Here is an 18,115-nt window from a genome sequence, read left to right as displayed (position 1 = left end):
ACTCCTTCTGGGCTTCGATGAACTGAAGCAACTCGCTGTCGAATTCTGCGTAACTACTTGTTTACCAAGGAGTTTTCTGTTTCGACTGCGCCGGAAGTGGGGCGAATTATAGACAGATATAATTCGCCGTCAACACTTAATTTCAGGTTTATTCGGATTTGAGCGTAATGCGCGCAAATGCCTTCTTCCCAGCCTGACAAACATGAGTGGCGCCCAGCTCGTATATAAAGGTGCGATCAACAACCTCACCATCTACACGCACACCACCGGAACCCAGGAGGTCACGCGCGACCGCCGAGTTCTTGACCAGGCCTGCCTTATTAAGGACGGCAGCAATCGGCATTGCCTCAGCAGCAGACAGTTCGATCTCGGGCAGATCATCCGGCAGCTCGCCATCCTTCATGCGATTGCCCGCTGCGCGATGAGCATTCGCCGCAGCCTCTTCGCCGTGGAAGCGCGCAACAATCTCTTCCGCCAGCTTGATCTTCACGTCACGCGGATTGGCACCTGCTTCTACATCAGCACGCAGCGCATTGATCTCATCCATCGAACGGAAACTCAGCAACTCGAAGTAACGCCACATCAGCGCGTCAGGAATCGAGACCAGCTTGCCGTACATCACGCCCGGCGCCTCCTGGATACCGACATAGTTGCCCAGGGACTTGGACATCTTCTTGACGCCATCCAAACCTTCCAGCAACGGCATAGTCAGAATGCACTGGGCCTCCTGCCCATACGCGCGCTGCAATTCACGCCCCATCAACAGGTTGAACTTCTGGTCGGTACCACCCAGCTCAACGTCCGCACGCAACGCTACCGAGTCATAACCCTGGACCAGCGGATAGAGGAACTCATGAATGGCGATCGGTTGATTGGTGGAGTAACGCTTGTCGAAGTCATCACGCTCAAGCATGCGCGCGACGGTGTACTGGGAAGTCAGGCGAATGAAATCCGCCGGCCCCATCTGATCCATCCAAGTGGAGTTGAACGCCACCTCGGTCTTCGCCGGATCGAGAATCTTGAATACCTGTGTCTTATAGGTCTCGGCATTATCGAGGACCTGCTCACGGGTCAGCGGCGGGCGCGTGGCGCTCTTGCCACTCGGATCACCGATCATCCCGGTGAAGTCACCTATAAGGAAGATGACCTGATGCCCCAGCTCCTGGAACTGACGCAGCTTATTAATAAGCACGGTATGGCCCAAGTGCAGATCCGGCGCAGTCGGATCAAAGCCAGCCTTAATACGCAGGGGTTGGCCACGCTTGAGCTTTTCGATCAGCTCTGCCTCGACCAACAGTTCTTCCGCACCACGTTTTATCAGCGCTAGCTGCTCTTCAACCGACTTCATAACAGACCCGCAAGGCTCAGATTCAAAAGGGAACCAACCATACAAGATCAGGGACTAATTACAAGTTTTGCCCTGCGAACGGACACCGTTCAGCAAGCCCAGCGTTCGCGAGCTTGCGCCACAGATGATTTGGTTATATTTTATACAGTTATTTCATCTTCATCATGTCATTCATCTTTTCCATTTCATCTTCAAAGTCAAAATTACCTATGACCACTGAACCGTCTAAAGCGCCGCCGCTTTACCCGAAGACCCACCTGCTCGCCGCAAGTGGTATCGCCGCCCTTCTCAGCCTGGCACTCCTGGTATTCCCTTCCAGTGACGTAGAAGCCAAACGAACATCCCTGAGCCTTGACCTGGAAAGTCCAGTTGAACAACTGACACAAGATCAAGACGCTTCCGACGCGCAACAAGCCACAAACGCACCTACCGAATCGCCGTTCGCCCAGATAGAAAGCAGCCCCGAAGATACCCAGCAAGCCGTCCAGGACCAGCCAGCGCAAGTCGCTGACGCGGCCAAGAACCCTCAACACCGCGAAGTGATCGTGGCCAAGGGCGACACGCTGTCGACCCTGTTCGAAAAAGTCGGTCTCCCCGCTGCCACCGTCAATGAAGTACTGGCCAGTGATAAGCAAGCCAAGCAATTCACCCAGCTCAAGCACGGCCAGAAACTTGAATTCGAACTGACGCCTGACGGCCAGCTGCACAACCTGCACAGCAATGTCAGCGACCTCGAAAGCATCACCCTGACAAAAGGCGCCAAAGGCTTTGCCTTCAACCGCATCACCACCAAACCGGTGATGCGCTCCGCCTACGTCCACGGCGTCATCAACAGCTCGCTGTCACAATCAGCTGCCCGCGCCGGCCTGTCCCACAGCATGACCATGGACATGGCCAGCGTGTTCGGCTACGACATCGACTTCGCCCAGGACATCCGCCAAGGCGATGAATTCGATGTGATCTACGAGCAGAAAGTCGCGAATGGCAAGGTTGTCGGCACGGGCAACATTCTCTCTGCACGCTTCACCAACCGCGGCAAGACCTACACCGCCGTGCGCTATACCAACAAACAAGGCAACAGCAGCTACTACACGGCCGACGGCAACAGCATGCGCAAAGCCTTCATCCGTACCCCCGTGGACTTCGCTCGTATTAGCTCGCGTTTTTCCATGGGTCGCAAGCATCCAATTCTGAACAAAATTCGCGCCCATAAAGGCGTCGACTATGCCGCCCCACGCGGCACGCCGATCAAGGCAGCCGGCGACGGCAAAGTGCTGTTGGCCGGGCGTCGGGGTGGTTATGGCAATACCGTGATCATCCAACACGGCAACACCTACCGTACGCTGTATGGCCACATGCAGGGCTTCGCCAAGGGCGTGCAGACCGGCGGCACAGTGAAGCAAGGCCAGGTGATCGGCTATATCGGTACCACCGGCCTGTCCACCGGGCCGCACTTGCACTATGAGTTCCAGGTCAATGGCGTACACGTCGACCCGCTGGGCCAGAAACTGCCAATGGCCGACCCGATCGCCAAGTCCGAGCGCGCGCGCTTCATGCAACAGAGCCAGCCATTGATGGCGCGCATGGATCAAGAGCGCTCCACCCTGCTGGCTTCGGCGAAGCGTTAAGGTATGCCGCTCTATATAGGTGTGATGTCCGGGACCAGCCTTGATGGCCTGGACATCGCCTTGATCGAGCAAGACCCTGCGATCAAGCTGATCGCCACGCACTACATCCCCATGCCAGACACCCTGCGCACTGAGCTACTCGCGCTGTGCGCCAGCGGCCCGGATGAGATCGCCCGCTCGGCAATCGCCCAGCAGAAATGGGTGAGACTGGCCGCACAAGGCATTCACGCCTTACTCGACCAGCAACGCCTCAAGCCCCAGGATATTCGCGCGATTGGCAGTCATGGCCAGACCATCCGCCATGAGCCCGCCCGTGGCTTTACGGTGCAGATAGGCAACCCAGCCTTGCTCACCGAGCTGACGAACATCACCGTGGTCAGCGATTTTCGCAGCCGCGATGTCGCCGCCGGCGGCCAGGGCGCCCCGCTGGTCCCTGCCTTCCATGAAGCGTTGTTTGGCGAGCACACCGGCAATCGTGCGGTATTGAATGTGGGAGGTTTCAGCAACCTCAGCCTGATCGAGACCGGCAAACCGGTAGCCGGCTTCGACTGTGGCCCGGGCAACGTCCTGCTGGACGCATGGATTCACCAACAACGCGGCGAACACTTTGATCGCGACGGCCAGTGGGCGGCCAGCGGGCAGGTCGAGCCTCAGTTGCTCAACGCCCTGCTCAGCGACCCATTCTTCGTGACCAAGGGCCCCAAGAGCACTGGCCGCGAAGTGTTCAACCTGGAATGGCTGCATCAACACCTTGGCCGCCTGCCTGCATTCGAGCCTCAGAATGTGCAGGCCACGCTGCTGGAGCTGACCGCGCTGACCATCGTCGAGTCGCTGCAGTTTGCCCAACCCCAGACAGAAACCCTACTGGTGTGTGGCGGTGGCGCTCACAATGCCACGTTGATGAAGCGCCTGGCAGCCCTGCTACCTTCAACCCACGTCAGCAGCACCGCCACCTACGGCGTGGACCCGGACTGGGTCGAGGCGATGGCTTTCGCGTGGCTGGCCCATTGCTGCCTCGAAGGCATCGCCGCCAACCGCCCAAGCGTCACAGGCGCACACGGGCTTCGGGTACTGGGCGCGATTTACCCGGCCTGAGGCGCCAATAAGCTGCACACAGTAAAACGCCGCTTGGCCTACAAAGCCAAGCGGCGTTTTTGTATCCGCTGTAGATCAGGCTATCGATCAGATCGAGAACGAAGACCCGCAACCACAGGTGGTCGTAGCGTTAGGGTTCTTGATCACAAAGCGCGAACCCTCCAGACCTTCCTGGTAATCCACCTCGGCACCTGCCAAGTACTGGAAACTCATCGGGTCCACGACCAGGCTTACGCCCTCGCGCTCAACGATGGTGTCATCATCGGCCACATCTTCATCGAAGGTAAAACCGTACTGAAACCCTGAACAACCGCCGCCCGTAACGAATACGCGCAGCTTCAAGCGATCATTACCCTCTTCATCGACCAGGCTCTTCACCTTGTGCGCAGCACCGTGGGTGAATTGCAAAGCCGTGGGGGTGAAGGATTCAACGCTCATGCTGATAATCTCCCGGCGTAACGCCGCCATATGCGTAATGGCCGGTATTATCCGCTTCTCCTAGAAAAGCGGTCAACTATTGTTACGGTATATCAATCTGCACAGCCGCCATTAAAAACACAAAAGGCCCGATCAACGGGCCTTTTGCGCAACAGCCGGAAAGCCTTAAGGCAGCATGCCCGCGTGGGACAGGCCGAGCTTCTCGTCCAGGCCAAAGAGGATGTTCAGGTTCTGCACCGCCTGGCCCGACGCGCCCTTGACCAGGTTATCGATCACCGACAACACCACGACCAGGTCGCCATCCTGGGGACGGTGCACGGCAATCCGGCACACATTGGCGCCGCGCACGCTGCGGGTTTCTGGATGGCTACCGGCTGGCATCACGTCGACGAACGGTTCGTTGGCATAACGCTTTTCGAACAGCGCCTGCAGGTCAACCGAACGGTCAGCCACAGTGGCGTATAGCGTGGAGTGAATGCCGCGGATCATCGGGGTCAGGTGTGGCACGAAGGTCAGGCCCACGTCTTTACCGGCTGCACGACGCAGGCCCTGGCGGATTTCCGGCAAGTGACGATGCCCTTTTACCGCGTAGGCCTTCATGCTTTCCGATGTCTCGGAGTACAGCGAACCTACCGCCGCACCACGACCGGCGCCACTCACACCCGACTTGCAGTCTGCGATCAGGCGCGACGCATCAGCCAACCCGGCTTCCAGCAGTGGCAGGAAACCCAGTTGTGTTGCCGTTGGATAGCAACCTGGCACCGCGATCAGGCGCGCTTGCTTGATCTGCTCACGGTTGACTTCCGGCAGGCCGTACACCGCCTCCTCCAGCAACTCTGGCGCACCGTGCGGCTGGCCGTACCACTTGGCCCACTCATCGGCGTCCTGCAGACGGAAGTCCGCGGACAGGTCGATCACCTTGGTACCAGCGGCCAGCAGCTCACCGGCCAATGCGTGGGCAACACCGTGAGGCGTGGCGAAGAAGACCACATCGCACGCACCGAGGGTCTTGATGTCCGGAACACTGAACGCCAGGCCATCGTAATGGCCTCGCAGGTTGGGGTACATATCGGCCACGGCCAGGCCGGCCTCGGATCGGGAGGTGATGACTACCACCTCAGCTTGCGGATGCTGAGCCAACAGACGCAGCAATTCGACACCGGTGTAACCCGTGCCGCCGACGATACCGACCTTGACCATAAACCTGCCCTCAACGAACCCACTGGAAAGCCGTCGATAATAGGGGCCGTATCGTCCTGCGACAACCGTCAACGTGACGTACGGGCGCATGAGCCACTACTATCTTCAGTTACCGTGAACCTGGGAATAACTAGAAATGCTCTATCTATGGATCAAAGCCTTCCACATCGTCAGCATCGTCTGCTGGTTTGCCGGGCTGTTCTACCTGCCACGCCTGTTCGTCTACCACGCCCAAAGCGAGGATAGCGTCAGCAAGGAACGTTTCAGTGTCATGGAGCGCAAGTTGTACCGCGGCATCATGGGCCCGGCGATGGTGGCAAGCCTGGTATTCGGTATCTGGCTGATCGCACTGAACCCCGCCATCTTTCAATCAGGCGCCTGGATCCACGCCAAACTGACGCTGGTCGTGTTCCTGATCGGCTACCACCACATGTGCGGCGCGCAGGTAAAACGTTTTGCCCGTGGCGAAAACACCCGCAGCCATGTCTTTTATCGCTGGTTCAATGAAGTGCCCGTTCTGATATTGCTGGCTATCGTAATTTTGGTCGTGGTCAAACCGTTCTAATTTCAATTACTCGGGGTACCTCCAATGTCGCTGCCCGCTTTGCTCGAACAACGTCTGCGCCTGCCCGTCGTGGCGGCGCCGATGTTTCTGATTTCCAACCCACAACTGGTCCTGGCGTGCTGCCGCAATGGGGTGGTCGGGAGTTTCCCGGCACTCAACCAACGCGAAAGCAGCGGGTTCAAGGCCTGGCTGGAGGAAATCGAAGCGGGCCTGGCGCAGTTGGACAACCCCGCGCCTTACGCCGTCAACCTGATCGTGCACAACAGCAACCCGCGACTGGAGGCGGACCTGGCGATTTGCGTCGAACACAAAGTGCCGATCGTCATTACTAGCCTGGGCGCCGTCAAAGAGTTGGTGGATGCCGTACACAGCTACGGCGGCCTGGTGTTCCACGACGTGACTACCCGCCGCCATGCCGAGAAGGCTGCCGAAGCCGGCGTGGATGGCTTGATCGCCGTAGCGGCCGGCGCTGGCGGCCACGCCGGCACCTGGAGCCCGTTCTCGCTGATTGCCGAAATCCGCCAGTTCTTCGACAAGACCCTGCTGCTGGCCGGGTGCCTCAACCACGGGCACGAGATTCTCGCCGCCCAGTTGTTGGGGGCCGACCTGGCCTATTTCGGCACACGCTTTATTGCCACCACCGAAAGCCATGCCCCGGATGCGTATAAAGAGATGCTGCTCACATCGCGCGCTGCCGACATCGTGCACACTCCTGCTGTCTCCGGCGTGCCCGCCAGCTTTATGCGCCAGAGCCTGGAAAACGCCGGTTTCGACCTCGCAGCCCTGCAGGGCAAAGGCGAGGTCAACTTTGGTTCCAAGCTCAAGCCATTGAGCGACGAGGCCAAGGCATGGAAGACTGTATGGTCTGCCGGCCAAGGTGTCGGTGAAATCGATGATTTACCCAGCGTCGATGAACTGGTTGCCCGCCTGGATGCCGAATACCGCAAGGCACGCGAACAGGCAGCGCAACTGCGCTGGCCACGCTGAACCAACCGTAAGGCCTGCCGATTGCGCAGGCCTGCACTCCTCCCTGAATAAGTGACAAGGAAGCCCGCATGAGCGACAACCGTTTCAAGATTGTGTTTGATGGCGCCTTGCTCCCGGGTGTCGAAAGCACCACTGCCAAACTGAACCTGGCCGAGCTGTTCAAGAGCGAAGTCGAAGCCATCGAGAAGCTCTTTACCGGCCGCACGGTGGCACTCAAGCGCGACCTGTCCCGCCCGGACGCCGAAACCTACCTCACCGCGTTGAAAAACGCCGGCGTCGATGCGCGCATCGAAGCCGAGCAACCCGTGGCCTTCAACCTCGCCGAAACCCATGAAACCGGCTCCAGCGCGTCCGACTTTTCTCGCCCGGCCGCCTCGCCCTACGCACCACCGCGCGCTGCGGTAGGTGAGAACCTGCCGGAATACGCCGACCTCAAGGTTTTCACTATTCACGGGCGTATCGGTCGTCTGCGCTACCTGGCCTGGACCCTGGTGTTGACCCTTGCGATGCTGGTCGCAGGTGGCATCATCAGCACAGTCAGCTTTGCCGTGGCTACCGCCTCGCCAACCGCGGGCATGATCCTCGGGGTACTGCTGGGTCTCGCCTTGTTTGTTGCACTTGTCTGGGTCAGCGTACAGATCGGCGTGCAGCGCCTGCACGACTTGGGTTGGTCCGGCTGGCTGTACTTCCTCAACCTCGTCCCGCTGGTGAACAGTGTCTTCCCGATCCTGTTGCTGGTATTGCCGGGGAACGCGGGCGCCAACCAATACGGCGCGCCACCACCCCGCAACTCCACCGCGGTAAAAGTCCTGGCCACGCTGTGGTTGGCGTTTATCCCGATCATGCTGGCCATCGTGGTGACCCTGGGCATGAACGGTTACCTGAACCAACTCGAAGCCAACATGGACAGCGGCTACGAAAGCAGCTCCATCACCTCCGATGAAGACGCCGACCAAGGCGCGACCGTAGAAGAAGACGAAGCGCAGAGTGCTGACGAAGCGAGCGAACCTGTAGACTCTCCAGAACAGTAAAGAAACACCACCGGCCTGCGATGCCTCTGTCGCAGGCTCGGCGGTGTGGCGATGGAGAAAGGCATGACCCGTTACGCTCTGATCACCGGCGCCTCCAGCGGCATCGGCCTGGCCTTGGCCGAAGCACTGGCCCGTCGCGGCCGCAGCTTGATTCTGGTGGCCCGCCAGCGTGATCAGTTGGAAAACATTGCAATCGAATTGACCCAGCGCTTTGGCGTCGAGGTGCTGTTTCGGGCCTGCGACCTCGGCGAGCCATTGCGCTTGTCCGGGTTCCTGCTGGAACTTGAAGAGGGCGAACGACAGATAGACCTGCTGGTGAACTGCGCCGGCATCGGCACCAGCGGCCCGTTCCTGGCCCAGGATTGGATGACCGAACAGGACCTGATGGAGGTCAACATCCTGGCCCTGACCCGTATGTGCCACGCGCTCGGTAACACCATGGCGCTGCACGGCGGCGGGCAAATTCTCAATGTGGCGTCCGTCGCGGCGTTCCAGCCTGGCCCGTGGATGAGCACTTACTACGCCAGCAAGGCCTACGTACTGCACTTCTCCGAAGGCTTGCGTGAAGAGTTGAAAACCTGTGGCATCAAGGTCTCGGTCCTGTGCCCCGGCCCAACACGCACCGCATTCTTCGGCACCGCGCAAATGGACACCGCCAAGCTCGACCGCAGCCAACAACTGATGAGCCCCGAAGAAGTGGCGCTCTACACTGTGCGGGCGCTGGAAAAGAACAAGGCCATCATCATTCCCGGCCGACGCAACCGCTGGATCGTCTTCAGCCCTCGCTTGAGCCCACGCTGGCTGACCCGCAAGATCGCTGGCGCCATCAACAAGGCCTATTGCCCGCGCTGACCGGCTGAGTACACTCACCCTGCACATTCATAATGGAGAAACAGCTGTGGATACTCTGTTCACCAAGATCATCAACAGAGAAATACCCGCGGATATCATCTACGAAGATGACCAGGTCCTGGCCTTCAAGGACATCCATCCGGCGGCGCCTGTGCATTTCCTGGTCATTCCGAAGAAACATATCCCCACGCTCAATGACCTGACTGAAGAAGACAAAGCCCTGGCAGGTCATATTTTGTTCACCGCCCAGCGCCTGGCGGTGGAGCAAGGCTGCGAGGAAGGCTTCCGGGTGGTGATGAACTGCAACCCGAAGGGCGGGCAGACCGTTTATCACATCCATATGCATGTGCTGGGTCAGCGCCAGATGAACTGGCCGCCGGGCTGATCCCCCCCAAGGACAAGGGTCACCGCCTCAGGGCTGCGACCCCATGCCCCTGACTCAGTGCAAACGCTTCCCCCTCTCTTGCGGTAAACTGGCCGCCGAGATTCTTCCCGGAGGTCAGCATGACTACCCAACGTCACTACTCGCCGATTGACCGTCTGTTGCTGCAGGCCGACATGGCCATGCGCACACTCCTGCCCTTCAGCGGCCAACCGTATCGCCCCTCGCCTGCCATCGTGCAGCCCGACGCGCAGATGAGCGAGACCGATACTCGCCACGTCGCCGGCCTGATGCGCATCAACCATACCGGCGAAGTCTGTGCCCAGGCGCTGTACCAGGGGCAGGCGCTGACCGCCAAGCTGCCGCAGGTGCGCGCAGCCATGGAACATGCGGCCGAGGAAGAAATCGACCACCTGGCCTGGTGCGAGCAACGCATCCGCCAATTGGGCAGCCACCCCAGCGTACTGAACCCGCTGTTTTACGGTTTGTCGTTTGGAATCGGCGCTGCTGCCGGCTTGATCAGCGACAAAGTCAGCCTGGGGTTTGTCGCGGCGACCGAACACCAAGTGTGCAAGCACCTGGACGAGCATCTGGAGCAACTGCCGGCCGAAGACGAAAAATCCCGGGCCATCCTTGAACAGATGCGTGTTGATGAAGCGCATCACGCAGAAAGCGCACTGGATGCTGGCGGCTTCCGCTTCCCGGCGCCAGTCAGGTTTGGCATGAGTGTGTTGGCGAAGGTCATGACCAAAAGCACCTATAGAATCTAGCCGCATCGAATCCACAGGCAAAAAAAAGGGCGCTATCACAGCGCCCTTTCTTTTTGCCCGTCGATTGAGCGATCAACCCAACTCGATGATTTCGTAGTCGTGGGTGATGGCCACACCCGCCGCGCCGAGCATGATCGACGCCGAGCAGTACTTCTCAGCCGACAACTCAATCGCACGCTTGACCTGGGCTTCTTTGAGCGCCCGCCCCTTCACCACAAAATGCATGTGGATCTTGGTGAATACCTTGGGGTCTTCAGTGGCGCGCTCGGCTTCCAGGAAGGCTTCGCAGCTTTCCACGGCCTGGCGAGACTTTTTCAGGATACTGACCACGTCGAAATTGCTGCAACCGCCCACACCAAGCAGGAGCATTTCCATCGGGCGTACACCCAGGTTACGGCCACCGGCTTCCGGCGGACCGTCCATGACCACAACATGGCCACTGCCCGACTCACCGAGGAACATGGCTTCGCCCGCCCATTGGATGCGTGCCTTCATCGCCCAGACTCCACTGCTAAAAAAGGGTCGCCAGCTTAGCACAGGGCTCGCGTGGGTCAGCGTTTCCGACAAAAGCGATCAATAGCAGGGTTTACGCGGAAATTTGGCTAATCGAGACAGAATGTGTCTGTTAAGCTGGCGCCAAATCGATGGCGTATTGCCACCCTTTATCCATCGTGTATCAATGCCGATACCGATGCGTACAACAACTCCAACTACCTGCGCAGTCTTTTCGGGACACAACCATGGTTGCTCTTACTCCCATACCCAAGATCAAGAATCTCGACAAGCTGTTGATGCATTGCCAGCGCCGTCGCCACCCGGCCAAGCACAACATCATCTGCGCCGGTGAACGCTCCGAAACGCTGTTCTTCATCATCAAGGGCTCGGTCACTATCCTGATCGAGGACGAAGATGGCCGTGAAATGATCATCGCCTACCTGAACACCGGGGATTTCTTTGGGGAACTGGGGCTATTCGAACAAGCCGGCAAGGAACAGGAACGTAGCGCCTGGGTGCGGGCAAAGGTCGAATGTGAAGTGGCCGAGATCAGCTATGCCAAATTCCGCGAACTGGCCCAGCAGGATCCCGACATTCTCTACGCCCTGAGCGGCCAGATTGCCCAACGCCTACGGGACACCACCCGTAAGGTCGGCGACCTGGCATTCTTCGACGTCACCGGTCGCGTCGCCCGCTGCCTTCTGGAATTGTGCAAACAGCCCGATGCCATGACTCACCCCGATGGCATGCAGATCAAAGTCACACGCCAGGAAATCGGGCGCATTGTCGGCTGTTCACGGGAAATGGTCGGTCGTGTGTTAAAAGACCTGGAAGAGCGCAACCTGGTGCACGTCAAAGGCAAGACAATGGTGGTGTTCGGTACCCGTTAACCCGGCAGGAAGCTGGCTAACAGTTGACGATACAAGGTATCCAGCCGGCTGATCGCATCCGGCGCTGGGAATGCCTCGTGCAAGGCGATATGGCTGTCAGCGCGAACCCGCTGGTCGAGACCGCAGGCTTCGTTGAACCGATTGACCGCCGCGATCAACGCCACGCGGTCGTTCTCCAGCAACAAGGCACCGTGCACCAACCCCACCGGACGGCCACCACTTTGGCGCCAACGCTGGGCAGTGCCGACCATCTTGCGACCGTTGAGATTGACATTGTAACGGCCGTCGCAAAACGCCCCATCGATTTCACCGACGGAGGCGTCGCCCCCCAACTCGATCAGCAAATCGCAGATCGGCTGGCATAAACGCTGATAACCGGTTTCGATGCGGCCTTGGTCACCTTCGCTGCGCGGCGGTGCGTAGACCAAGGCGATGTTGACGGTAGCACTCGACTGCGGCACTGGCTCACCACCAGTTTCCCGCAGCAACACCGGCCAACCGGCGTCAGCCGAGACCTGGCTGGCGGCTTCGAACGCCGGCAGGCGGCTCAGGCGGCGCGGCATCACCAAGGCTTGGTCGTTGGGTTGCCAGAACAGCAGGCCGAATTCCTGATCACCGGCGCAGACGGCAGCGAGCAGTTCTTGCTCGGCAGCAAGACCTGCTTCGACAGTCATCGACATTGGCTGGATCATCGAGCACCTATTTATCTGGATAAACACAGAATCAACTGTGGGAGCTGGCTTGCCTGCGATGCAGGCACCTCGGTGTATCTAGGGCACCCAGGTGATGCTATCGCAGGCAAACCAGCTCCCACACACGCCAGCCCTGACATTACCGCGCTTGAGTCAGTCCAGGGTCGAACCGCTGACCGCCACGCCACGCTCCGGGAAGAACAGGCGCTGCAGCTCTGCTCCCGGGTTCTCGGCGCGCATGAAGGTCTCGCCCACCAGGAACGAATACACGCCGCTGATCTCCATCAGTTCCACATCGGCACGGTTGACGATGCCACTCTCGGTAATCACCAGGCGATCACGCGGGATGCGCGGCAGCAGGTCGAGGGTGTTTTCCAGGCTGACTTCGAAGGTGTGCAGGTTGCGGTTGTTCACCCCGACCAGCGGTGTGTCGAGGGTTTTCAGTGCGCGTTCCAGCTCATCACCGTCGTGCACTTCCACCAGCACATCCAGGCCGACGCTTTTGGCGACTGCTGCCAGCTCGGCCATCTTCACGTCGTCCAATGCGGAAACGATCAACAGCACGCAGTCGGCGCCCAAGGCGCGCGCTTCGACGATCTGGTACGGGTCGACCATGAAGTCCTTGCGGATCACAGGCAGCTTGCACGCGGCGCGGGCTTGCTGCAGGAACAGGTCGGAACCCTGGAAGTAGTCGATATCGGTCAGCACGGACAGGCAAGTCGCCCCACCCTTCTCGTAACTGACGGCAATGTCCGAAGGAACGAAGTGTTCGCGAATCACGCCCTTGCTCGGCGAGGCCTTCTTGACCTCGGCGATCACCGCCGGCTGTTTGAGCTTGGCCTGGGCAATCAAGGCATTGGCAAAACCGCGAGGCGCGTCGGCGATCTTGGCCTGGCTTTCCAGCTCCGCCAGGCTGACGCGGGCGCGGCGCTCAGCTACCTCTTCGGCCTTGCGAGCGAGGATCTTTTCCAGAACGGTCGGCACACTCATCCTTCATTCTCCATCTTGAATACCGCGGTGAATGCTCCAAGCTCTTCGAGCTTCTCACGAGCCAGACCGGTGTGCAGTGCATCGTGGGCCAAGGCAACACCTTCCTTAAGACTATAGGCATGGTCCGCCGCGTAAAGTGCCGCGCCCGCATTCAGAACAATCATCTCAGCCGCTTTTTGACCATTCTCGGTCTTGCGACGCCCCAAGGCATCGCGAATCAGTTCCAGTGATGCCGCCGGGCTTTCCACGGCCAGGCCGTGCAGGCTCTGGCTCTTCATGCCCAAGTCTTCCGGCTCGACCCAGTATTCGGTGACCTGGTCATTCTTGAGCTCCGCCACGAAGGTCGGTGCCGCCAGGCTGAATTCGTCCAGGCCATCCTTGGAGTGCACCACCAGCACATGCTTGCTGCCCAGGCGTTGCAGCACTTCGGCCAATGGCCGGCACAGGGCCTGGCTGAACACGCCCACCACTTGGTGTTTCACACCGGCCGGATTCGTAAGCGGGCCGAGCATATTGAACAGCGTGCGCAGGCCGAGGTCCTTGCGCGGGCCGGCGGCGTGCTTCATTGCACCATGATGGGATTGGGCAAACATAAAGCCGATGCCGACGCTGTCAATGCAGCGCGCCACTTGAACCGGCGTCAGGTTCAGGTAGATGCCGGCCGCTTCGAGCAGATCGGCACTGCCGCTTTTGCCAGATACCGCACGGTTACCGTGCTTGGCCACGGTGCAACCCGCCGCCGCGACGACAAAAGAAGAGGCGGTCGAGACGTTGAAAATGTTCGCACCGTCACCGCCGGTGCCGACCACGTCGACCACACCGTCGAGGGTCTTGAGCTCAACCTTGTCCGCCAGCTCGCGCATCACCGATACGGCGCCGACGATCTCGTCGATGCTCTCGCTCTTCATGCGCATGGCCATCATGAACGCGCCGATCTGCGCGTCAGTGCATTGACCGGTCATGATCTCGCGCATCACATCGCTCATTTCAGCGGTGCTCAGGTCCAGGTGGCCGACGATACGGCTCAGGGCAGTCTTGATATCCATGGAAAGTCCTTAGCGCGTGCCGCCGCTCTGCTTGAGAAAGTTGGCGAACAGCTCGTAGCCCTGCTCGGTCAGGATCGACTCGGGATGAAATTGCACCCCTTCGATATTCAGTGTCTTGTGGCGCAGCCCCATGATCTCGTCGACCGAGCCGTCTTCCAGCTGGGTCCAGGCGGTCAGTTCCAGGCATTCCGGCAGGGTTTCGCGCTTGACCACCAGCGAGTGGTAGCGGGTCACCGTCACCGGCAGGTTGAGGCCGTGAAACACGCCCACATCATTATGGAACACCGGGCTGGTCTTGCCGTGCATCACCTGGCGCGCACGCACCACGTCACCGCCAAAGGCCTGGCCGATGGACTGGTGGCCCAGGCACACACCCAGGATCGGCAGCTTGCCGGCGAAATACTGGATCGCTTCCAGGGAAATACCCGCCTCGGTCGGCGTGCACGGGCCTGGAGAAACCACGATGCGCTCCGGGTTCAGGGCAGCGATCTGGGCCACGGTCAGTTCGTCGTTGCGCACCACCTTGACCTCGGCACCGAGCTCTCCCAGGTATTGCACGACGTTGTAGGTAAAGGAATCGTAGTTATCAATCATCAGCAACATGGGGAAACCTCAAGAATTGGGGGTCTGTTCAGCCAGCGCCACGGCGCGAAACATCGCGCGGCGCTTGTTCAGGGTTTCTTCCCATTCGAGGGCCGGCACCGAGTCGGCGACAATCCCGCCACCGGCCTGCACGTGCAGCTCTCCGTCCTTGATCACGGCGGTGCGGATCGCAATGGCCGTGTCCATGTTGCCGTTCCAGGCGAAATAACCCACGGCGCCGCCGTAGACACCGCGCTTGACCGGCTCCAGCTCGTCGATGATTTCCATCGCGCGGATCTTCGGCGCACCCGACAAGGTGCCCGCCGGCAGAATCGCGCGCAGTGCGTCCATCGCGGTCAAGCCGGCTTTCAGCTCGCCGGTGACATTGGACACGATATGCATCACGTTGGAATAACGCTCGATCACCATTTTTTCGGTGAGCTTCACCGAACCGATTTCGGAGACACGCCCGGTGTCGTTACGGCCCAGGTCGATGAGCATCAGGTGCTCGGCGATTTCCTTGTCGTCGCTCAACAGGTCTTCTTCCAGCGCCAGGTCGGCCTCTTCGGTCGCACCCCGCGGGCGAGTACCGGCGATCGGGCGCACGGTGATCAGGTTGTCTTCGACGCGCACGAGTACTTCCGGCGAACTGCCTACCACGTGGAAGTCACCAAAGTTGAAGAAGTACATGTAGGGCGTCGGGTTGAAGCAGCGCAATGCGCGATACAGATCGATCGGCGCGGCCTTGAAGTCGATGGACATGCGTTGCGACGGCACCACCTGCATGCAGTCACCGGCAAGGATGTATTCCTTGATGGTATCGACCGCACGCTCATAGTCATCCTGGGTAAAGCTGGAGCGGAACACCGGGTCGGCCGCAGGCGGACGGCTGAGGTCCAGGCCGCGACGCGGGGTGATTGGCTGGCGCAATTTTTCCAGCAGTGCTTCGAGGTTGGCCCGGCCTTGCTCGAACGCATCGGACTGGGACGGGTCGGCAAGCACGATCGCGTGCATCTTGCCGGCGAGGTTGTCGAATACGACGACCGCATCGGAAACCATCAGCAGAATATCCGGCACACCCAGCGGATCCGGGTTCGGGCATTTGCCCAGGCGCTTTTCCACGTAACGCACGCAGTCGTAACCGAAGTAACCCACCAGGCCGCCGTTGAAGCGCGGCAACCCTGCAATGGTCGGCACGTTGTAGCGCGCCTTGAAGGCTTCGACGAACGCCAGTGGGTCTTCGACATCGTGGCTTTCGATCTCGACGCCATCATGGGTAATGCTCACATGGTGGTCATGTACACGCAGCACTGTGCGGCACGGCAGGCCGATGATCGAGTAACGGCCCCACTTCTCGCCACCCTGTACCGATTCGAGCAGGTAGGAGTTGGGCTCGTCGGCCAGTTTCAGGTAGATCGACAGCGGCGTGTCGAAGTCGGCCAGGGTTTCGCAGGCCAGGGGAATGCGGTTATAGCCGGCAGCGGCCAAACGCAGGAATTCTTCGCGGGTCATCATATGCCTCGTGGCTTGAGGGTCTAACAGTCAGGTATGCAAACGTGCCGCAGAGCGCGGCCAGGATCAGTCAGGCGCGCCAACGCCAGCGGGCCAGGGCCTTGATGACTTTCATCCAGAGTTTGCGGGTGACCACCACGATGGCATTTCCAGAAGGGGACGGATCGGTGTCGGGCAACGTTATCTCAGCGCCAGCTCCCAAGCAACCGGGGATTAACAGGCGCAGGTCATCAATCACCATTGCCGGCGACTCTTCGGCAATCGGCCGACCATGGTTATAACCGTAGCTGAGCGCCACACACTGCACGCCCGCGGCCTTCGCCGCCTGCACATCACTGCGCGAATCGCCGACAAACAACGACTGCGAAGCCGGGATATTGGCCATTTTCATCACGAAGAACAGTGCCGCCGGGTCGGGCTTTTTCTGCGGCAGGGTGTCGCCACCGATGATCCAGCGGAAATAACGGCCGATTTTCATCTGGTCCAACAGCGGCGCGACGAAGCGTTCCGGCTTGTTGGTGATCAGGGCCATTTCCACGCCCTGCTTGCTCAGCCACTTGAGGGTGTCACGCACGCCCGGGTACACCACGGTCAGTTCGTGGTCGCCCTCATAGGCGGCGTTGAACAGTTCCAGGGCGTGTTCGGCCTCGACCTCGTCCACGCCTTCAGCATCGATGTTGTTGGCCAAGGCCCGGCGCACCAGCATCTGCACACCGTTGCCGACCCATTCGCGCACCGAATCGATCCCGGCCGGCTTGCGCCCCAGCTTGAGCAACATTTCATCCACCGCCGCCGCCAGGTCAGGCACCGAGTCGATCAAGGTACCGTCCAGATCGAACATCACCAGCCGTGGCAATTTGCCGGGGAACAGCTGCTCAAAGCCGCTCATGGACGCGCCAGCGCCAGTTCGGCGCGCATCTTGTCGATGACCTCCTGGTAGTCCGGCGCATTGAAGATCGCCGAGCCAGCCACGAAGGTGTCGGCGCCCGCCGCGGCGATTTCGCGGATATTGTTGACGTTGACCCCGCCGTCGATTTCCAGACGGATGTCACGACCCGAGGCATCGATCAGCGCGCGGGCTTCGCGCAGCTTGTTCAGCGTGCCGGGGATGAACTTCTGCCCGCCGAAGCCCGGGTTTACGCTCATCAGCAGGATCATGTCGACCTTGTCCATCACGTACTCCAGCACGCTCAGCGGCGTGGCCGGGTTGAACACCAGGCCCGCCTTGCAGCCGCCTTCGCGGATCAGTTGCAGGGTGCGGTCGACGTGCAGCGAGGCTTCCGGGTGGAAGGTGATATAGGTCGCACCGGCTTCAACGAAGTCGCCGATGATGCGATCCACCGGGCTGACCATCAGGTGCGCATCGATCGGCGCAGTGACGCCGTACTTGCGCAGGGCGGCACAGACCATCGGGCCGATGGTCAGGTTGGGCACGTAGTGGTTGTCCATGACATCGAAGTGTACGAAGTCGGCACCGGCGGCCAACACCTTGTCCACTTCCTCACCCAGGCGGGCGAAGTCGGCGGAGAGAATCGATGGAGCAATGACGAAGGGCTGCATGACGCACCTTTTTTGAGCTAAATCACGATGGCGCGCATTGTATACCTCATGC

20 protein-coding genes are annotated in these 18,115 nt (G+C 59.9%); 9 read left to right on the top strand and 11 right to left on the bottom strand.

All coding sequences use genetic code 11. The features are described 5' to 3' along the window. Positions 1–148: 148 nt before the first annotated feature. Entirely contained in the window at positions 149–1,348 is a 1,200-nt protein-coding gene (tyrS, locus tag CQ002_RS03490; protein WP_034109594.1) for a tyrosine--tRNA ligase, read from the bottom strand. A 209-nt stretch (positions 1,349–1,557) separates the two neighbouring features. Between tyrS and CQ002_RS03485 the strand changes: the two genes are divergently transcribed. Next, the gene (locus CQ002_RS03485; RefSeq protein WP_034109596.1) at positions 1,558–2,976 is read left to right on the top strand and encodes a peptidoglycan DD-metalloendopeptidase family protein; all 1,419 of its coding nucleotides are present in this window, start codon (positions 1,558–1,560) and stop codon (positions 2,974–2,976) included. Between the two features lie 3 nt (positions 2,977–2,979). Continuing rightward, positions 2,980–4,071 (top strand): anhydro-N-acetylmuramic acid kinase, encoded by a 1,092-nt coding sequence (locus CQ002_RS03480; protein WP_105162953.1) that lies wholly within the window; start codon positions 2,980–2,982, stop codon positions 4,069–4,071. An 87-nt stretch (positions 4,072–4,158) separates the two neighbouring features. On the opposite strand, the gene erpA is transcribed toward CQ002_RS03480, so the two are convergent. Together erpA and argC are read right to left on the bottom strand one after the other, a co-directional pair. Next, positions 4,159–4,509 carry an iron-sulfur cluster insertion protein ErpA gene (gene erpA, locus CQ002_RS03475; RefSeq protein WP_003176443.1) on the bottom strand — a complete coding sequence of 117 codons (351 nt, stop codon included), beginning with the start codon at positions 4,507–4,509 and terminating at the stop codon, positions 4,159–4,161. 165 nt (positions 4,510–4,674) lie between these two features. Next, positions 4,675–5,709, bottom strand: coding sequence for an N-acetyl-gamma-glutamyl-phosphate reductase (gene argC / locus CQ002_RS03470; RefSeq protein ID WP_034109601.1), 1,035 nt, complete (start codon positions 5,707–5,709; stop codon positions 4,675–4,677). Positions 5,710–5,845: 136 nt separating this feature from the next. Here argC and hemJ point away from each other — a divergent pair, with 136 nt between their 5' ends. The 6 genes from hemJ (at position 5,846) to coq7 (ending at position 10,296) form a co-directional block, all read left to right on the top strand. Beyond that, positions 5,846–6,274, top strand: a complete 429-nt coding sequence (gene hemJ / locus CQ002_RS03465; protein WP_034109603.1) for a protoporphyrinogen oxidase HemJ — start codon at positions 5,846–5,848, stop codon at positions 6,272–6,274. Between the two features lie 24 nt (positions 6,275–6,298). Then, the gene (locus CQ002_RS03460; RefSeq protein WP_010206937.1) at positions 6,299–7,261 is read left to right on the top strand and encodes a nitronate monooxygenase family protein; all 963 of its coding nucleotides are present in this window, start codon (positions 6,299–6,301) and stop codon (positions 7,259–7,261) included. Between the two features lie 68 nt (positions 7,262–7,329). Then, positions 7,330–8,292: a DUF805 domain-containing protein gene (locus CQ002_RS03455; RefSeq protein WP_034109605.1), complete on the top strand. Its 963-nt coding sequence runs from the start codon at positions 7,330–7,332 to the stop codon at positions 8,290–8,292. A gap of 63 nt (positions 8,293–8,355) precedes the next feature. Continuing rightward, the gene (locus tag CQ002_RS03450) at positions 8,356–9,144 is read left to right on the top strand and encodes an SDR family oxidoreductase (RefSeq protein WP_105162954.1); all 789 of its coding nucleotides are present in this window, start codon (positions 8,356–8,358) and stop codon (positions 9,142–9,144) included. A gap of 46 nt (positions 9,145–9,190) precedes the next feature. Beyond that, positions 9,191–9,529 carry a histidine triad nucleotide-binding protein gene (locus CQ002_RS03445; protein WP_010206940.1) on the top strand — a complete coding sequence of 113 codons (339 nt, stop codon included), beginning with the start codon at positions 9,191–9,193 and terminating at the stop codon, positions 9,527–9,529. A 119-nt stretch (positions 9,530–9,648) separates the two neighbouring features. Further along, positions 9,649–10,296 carry a 2-polyprenyl-3-methyl-6-methoxy-1,4-benzoquinone monooxygenase gene (gene coq7, locus CQ002_RS03440; RefSeq protein WP_034109609.1) on the top strand — a complete coding sequence of 216 codons (648 nt, stop codon included), beginning with the start codon at positions 9,649–9,651 and terminating at the stop codon, positions 10,294–10,296. A gap of 72 nt (positions 10,297–10,368) precedes the next feature. On the opposite strand, the gene CQ002_RS03435 is transcribed toward coq7, so the two are convergent. Then, the gene (locus CQ002_RS03435; protein ID WP_005792019.1) at positions 10,369–10,791 is read right to left on the bottom strand and encodes an OsmC family protein; all 423 of its coding nucleotides are present in this window, start codon (positions 10,789–10,791) and stop codon (positions 10,369–10,371) included. 245 nt (positions 10,792–11,036) lie between these two features. On the opposite strand from CQ002_RS03435, the gene crp reads away from it, so the two are divergent. Continuing rightward, entirely contained in the window at positions 11,037–11,681 is a 645-nt protein-coding gene (gene crp, locus CQ002_RS03430) for a cAMP-activated global transcriptional regulator CRP (protein ID WP_034109612.1), read from the top strand. Here crp and CQ002_RS03425 read toward each other — a convergent pair. The 7 genes from CQ002_RS03425 to rpe all read right to left on the bottom strand — a co-directional run bounded on the left by CQ002_RS03425 (position 11,678) and on the right by rpe (position 18,063). Then, a complete protein-coding gene (locus CQ002_RS03425; protein ID WP_098467456.1) occupies positions 11,678–12,373 on the bottom strand; it encodes a lipoate--protein ligase family protein in 696 nt (231 codons plus the stop codon). The genes crp and CQ002_RS03425 overlap by 4 nt on opposite strands. A 153-nt stretch (positions 12,374–12,526) precedes the next feature. Continuing rightward, positions 12,527–13,363 carry an indole-3-glycerol phosphate synthase TrpC gene (gene trpC / locus CQ002_RS03420; RefSeq protein WP_034109617.1) on the bottom strand — a complete coding sequence of 279 codons (837 nt, stop codon included), beginning with the start codon at positions 13,361–13,363 and terminating at the stop codon, positions 12,527–12,529. Next, positions 13,360–14,409, bottom strand: a complete 1,050-nt coding sequence (trpD, locus tag CQ002_RS03415; RefSeq protein WP_010206948.1) for an anthranilate phosphoribosyltransferase — start codon at positions 14,407–14,409, stop codon at positions 13,360–13,362. The genes trpC and trpD overlap by 4 nt, the downstream gene beginning before the upstream one ends. 9 nt (positions 14,410–14,418) lie before the next feature. Continuing rightward, positions 14,419–15,012, bottom strand: coding sequence for an aminodeoxychorismate/anthranilate synthase component II (locus CQ002_RS03410; RefSeq protein WP_034109621.1), 594 nt, complete (start codon positions 15,010–15,012; stop codon positions 14,419–14,421). Positions 15,013–15,021: 9 nt separating this feature from the next. After that, complete coding sequence (trpE, locus tag CQ002_RS03405) at positions 15,022–16,503, bottom strand: anthranilate synthase component I (protein ID WP_069078400.1); 1,482 nt, start codon at positions 16,501–16,503, stop codon at positions 15,022–15,024. Between the two features lie 70 nt (positions 16,504–16,573). Next, positions 16,574–17,392, bottom strand: a complete 819-nt coding sequence (locus tag CQ002_RS03400; RefSeq protein ID WP_034109625.1) for a phosphoglycolate phosphatase — start codon at positions 17,390–17,392, stop codon at positions 16,574–16,576. Next, positions 17,389–18,063, bottom strand: coding sequence for a ribulose-phosphate 3-epimerase (gene rpe, locus CQ002_RS03395; protein WP_105162955.1), 675 nt, complete (start codon positions 18,061–18,063; stop codon positions 17,389–17,391). Before rpe ends, CQ002_RS03400 begins: the two co-directional genes overlap by 4 nt. Positions 18,064–18,115 lie beyond the last annotated feature (52 nt).

Source organism: Pseudomonas sp. MYb13, assembly GCF_002980075.1.
Lineage (GTDB): Bacteria > Pseudomonadota > Gammaproteobacteria > Pseudomonadales > Pseudomonadaceae > Aquipseudomonas > Aquipseudomonas lurida.
Note: the sequence above shows the minus strand (reverse complement) of the source record. Positions and strands in the feature narration are given on the sequence as shown.

Coding starts and splice junctions, on each gene's coding strand:
- tyrS (WP_034109594.1), bottom strand. CDS start 1,348: ATGAAGTCGGTTGAAGAGCAGCTAGCGCTGATAAAACGTGGTGCGGAA.
- CQ002_RS03485 (WP_034109596.1), top strand. CDS start 1,558: ATGACCACTGAACCGTCTAAAGCGCCGCCGCTTTACCCGAAGACCCAC.
- CQ002_RS03480 (WP_105162953.1), top strand. CDS start 2,980: ATGCCGCTCTATATAGGTGTGATGTCCGGGACCAGCCTTGATGGCCTG.
- erpA (WP_003176443.1), bottom strand. CDS start 4,509: ATGAGCGTTGAATCCTTCACCCCCACGGCTTTGCAATTCACCCACGGT.
- argC (WP_034109601.1), bottom strand. CDS start 5,709: ATGGTCAAGGTCGGTATCGTCGGCGGCACGGGTTACACCGGTGTCGAA.
- hemJ (WP_034109603.1), top strand. CDS start 5,846: ATGCTCTATCTATGGATCAAAGCCTTCCACATCGTCAGCATCGTCTGC.
- CQ002_RS03460 (WP_010206937.1), top strand. CDS start 6,299: ATGTCGCTGCCCGCTTTGCTCGAACAACGTCTGCGCCTGCCCGTCGTG.
- CQ002_RS03455 (WP_034109605.1), top strand. CDS start 7,330: ATGAGCGACAACCGTTTCAAGATTGTGTTTGATGGCGCCTTGCTCCCG.
- CQ002_RS03450 (WP_105162954.1), top strand. CDS start 8,356: ATGACCCGTTACGCTCTGATCACCGGCGCCTCCAGCGGCATCGGCCTG.
- coq7 (WP_034109609.1), top strand. CDS start 9,649: ATGACTACCCAACGTCACTACTCGCCGATTGACCGTCTGTTGCTGCAG.
- CQ002_RS03435 (WP_005792019.1), bottom strand. CDS start 10,791: ATGAAGGCACGCATCCAATGGGCGGGCGAAGCCATGTTCCTCGGTGAG.
- crp (WP_034109612.1), top strand. CDS start 11,037: ATGGTTGCTCTTACTCCCATACCCAAGATCAAGAATCTCGACAAGCTG.
- CQ002_RS03425 (WP_098467456.1), bottom strand. CDS start 12,373: ATGATCCAGCCAATGTCGATGACTGTCGAAGCAGGTCTTGCTGCCGAG.
- trpC (WP_034109617.1), bottom strand. CDS start 13,363: ATGAGTGTGCCGACCGTTCTGGAAAAGATCCTCGCTCGCAAGGCCGAA.
- trpD (WP_010206948.1), bottom strand. CDS start 14,409: ATGGATATCAAGACTGCCCTGAGCCGTATCGTCGGCCACCTGGACCTG.
- CQ002_RS03410 (WP_034109621.1), bottom strand. CDS start 15,012: ATGTTGCTGATGATTGATAACTACGATTCCTTTACCTACAACGTCGTG.
- trpE (WP_069078400.1), bottom strand. CDS start 16,503: ATGACCCGCGAAGAATTCCTGCGTTTGGCCGCTGCCGGCTATAACCGC.
- CQ002_RS03400 (WP_034109625.1), bottom strand. CDS start 17,392: ATGAGCGGCTTTGAGCAGCTGTTCCCCGGCAAATTGCCACGGCTGGTG.
- rpe (WP_105162955.1), bottom strand. CDS start 18,063: ATGCAGCCCTTCGTCATTGCTCCATCGATTCTCTCCGCCGACTTCGCC.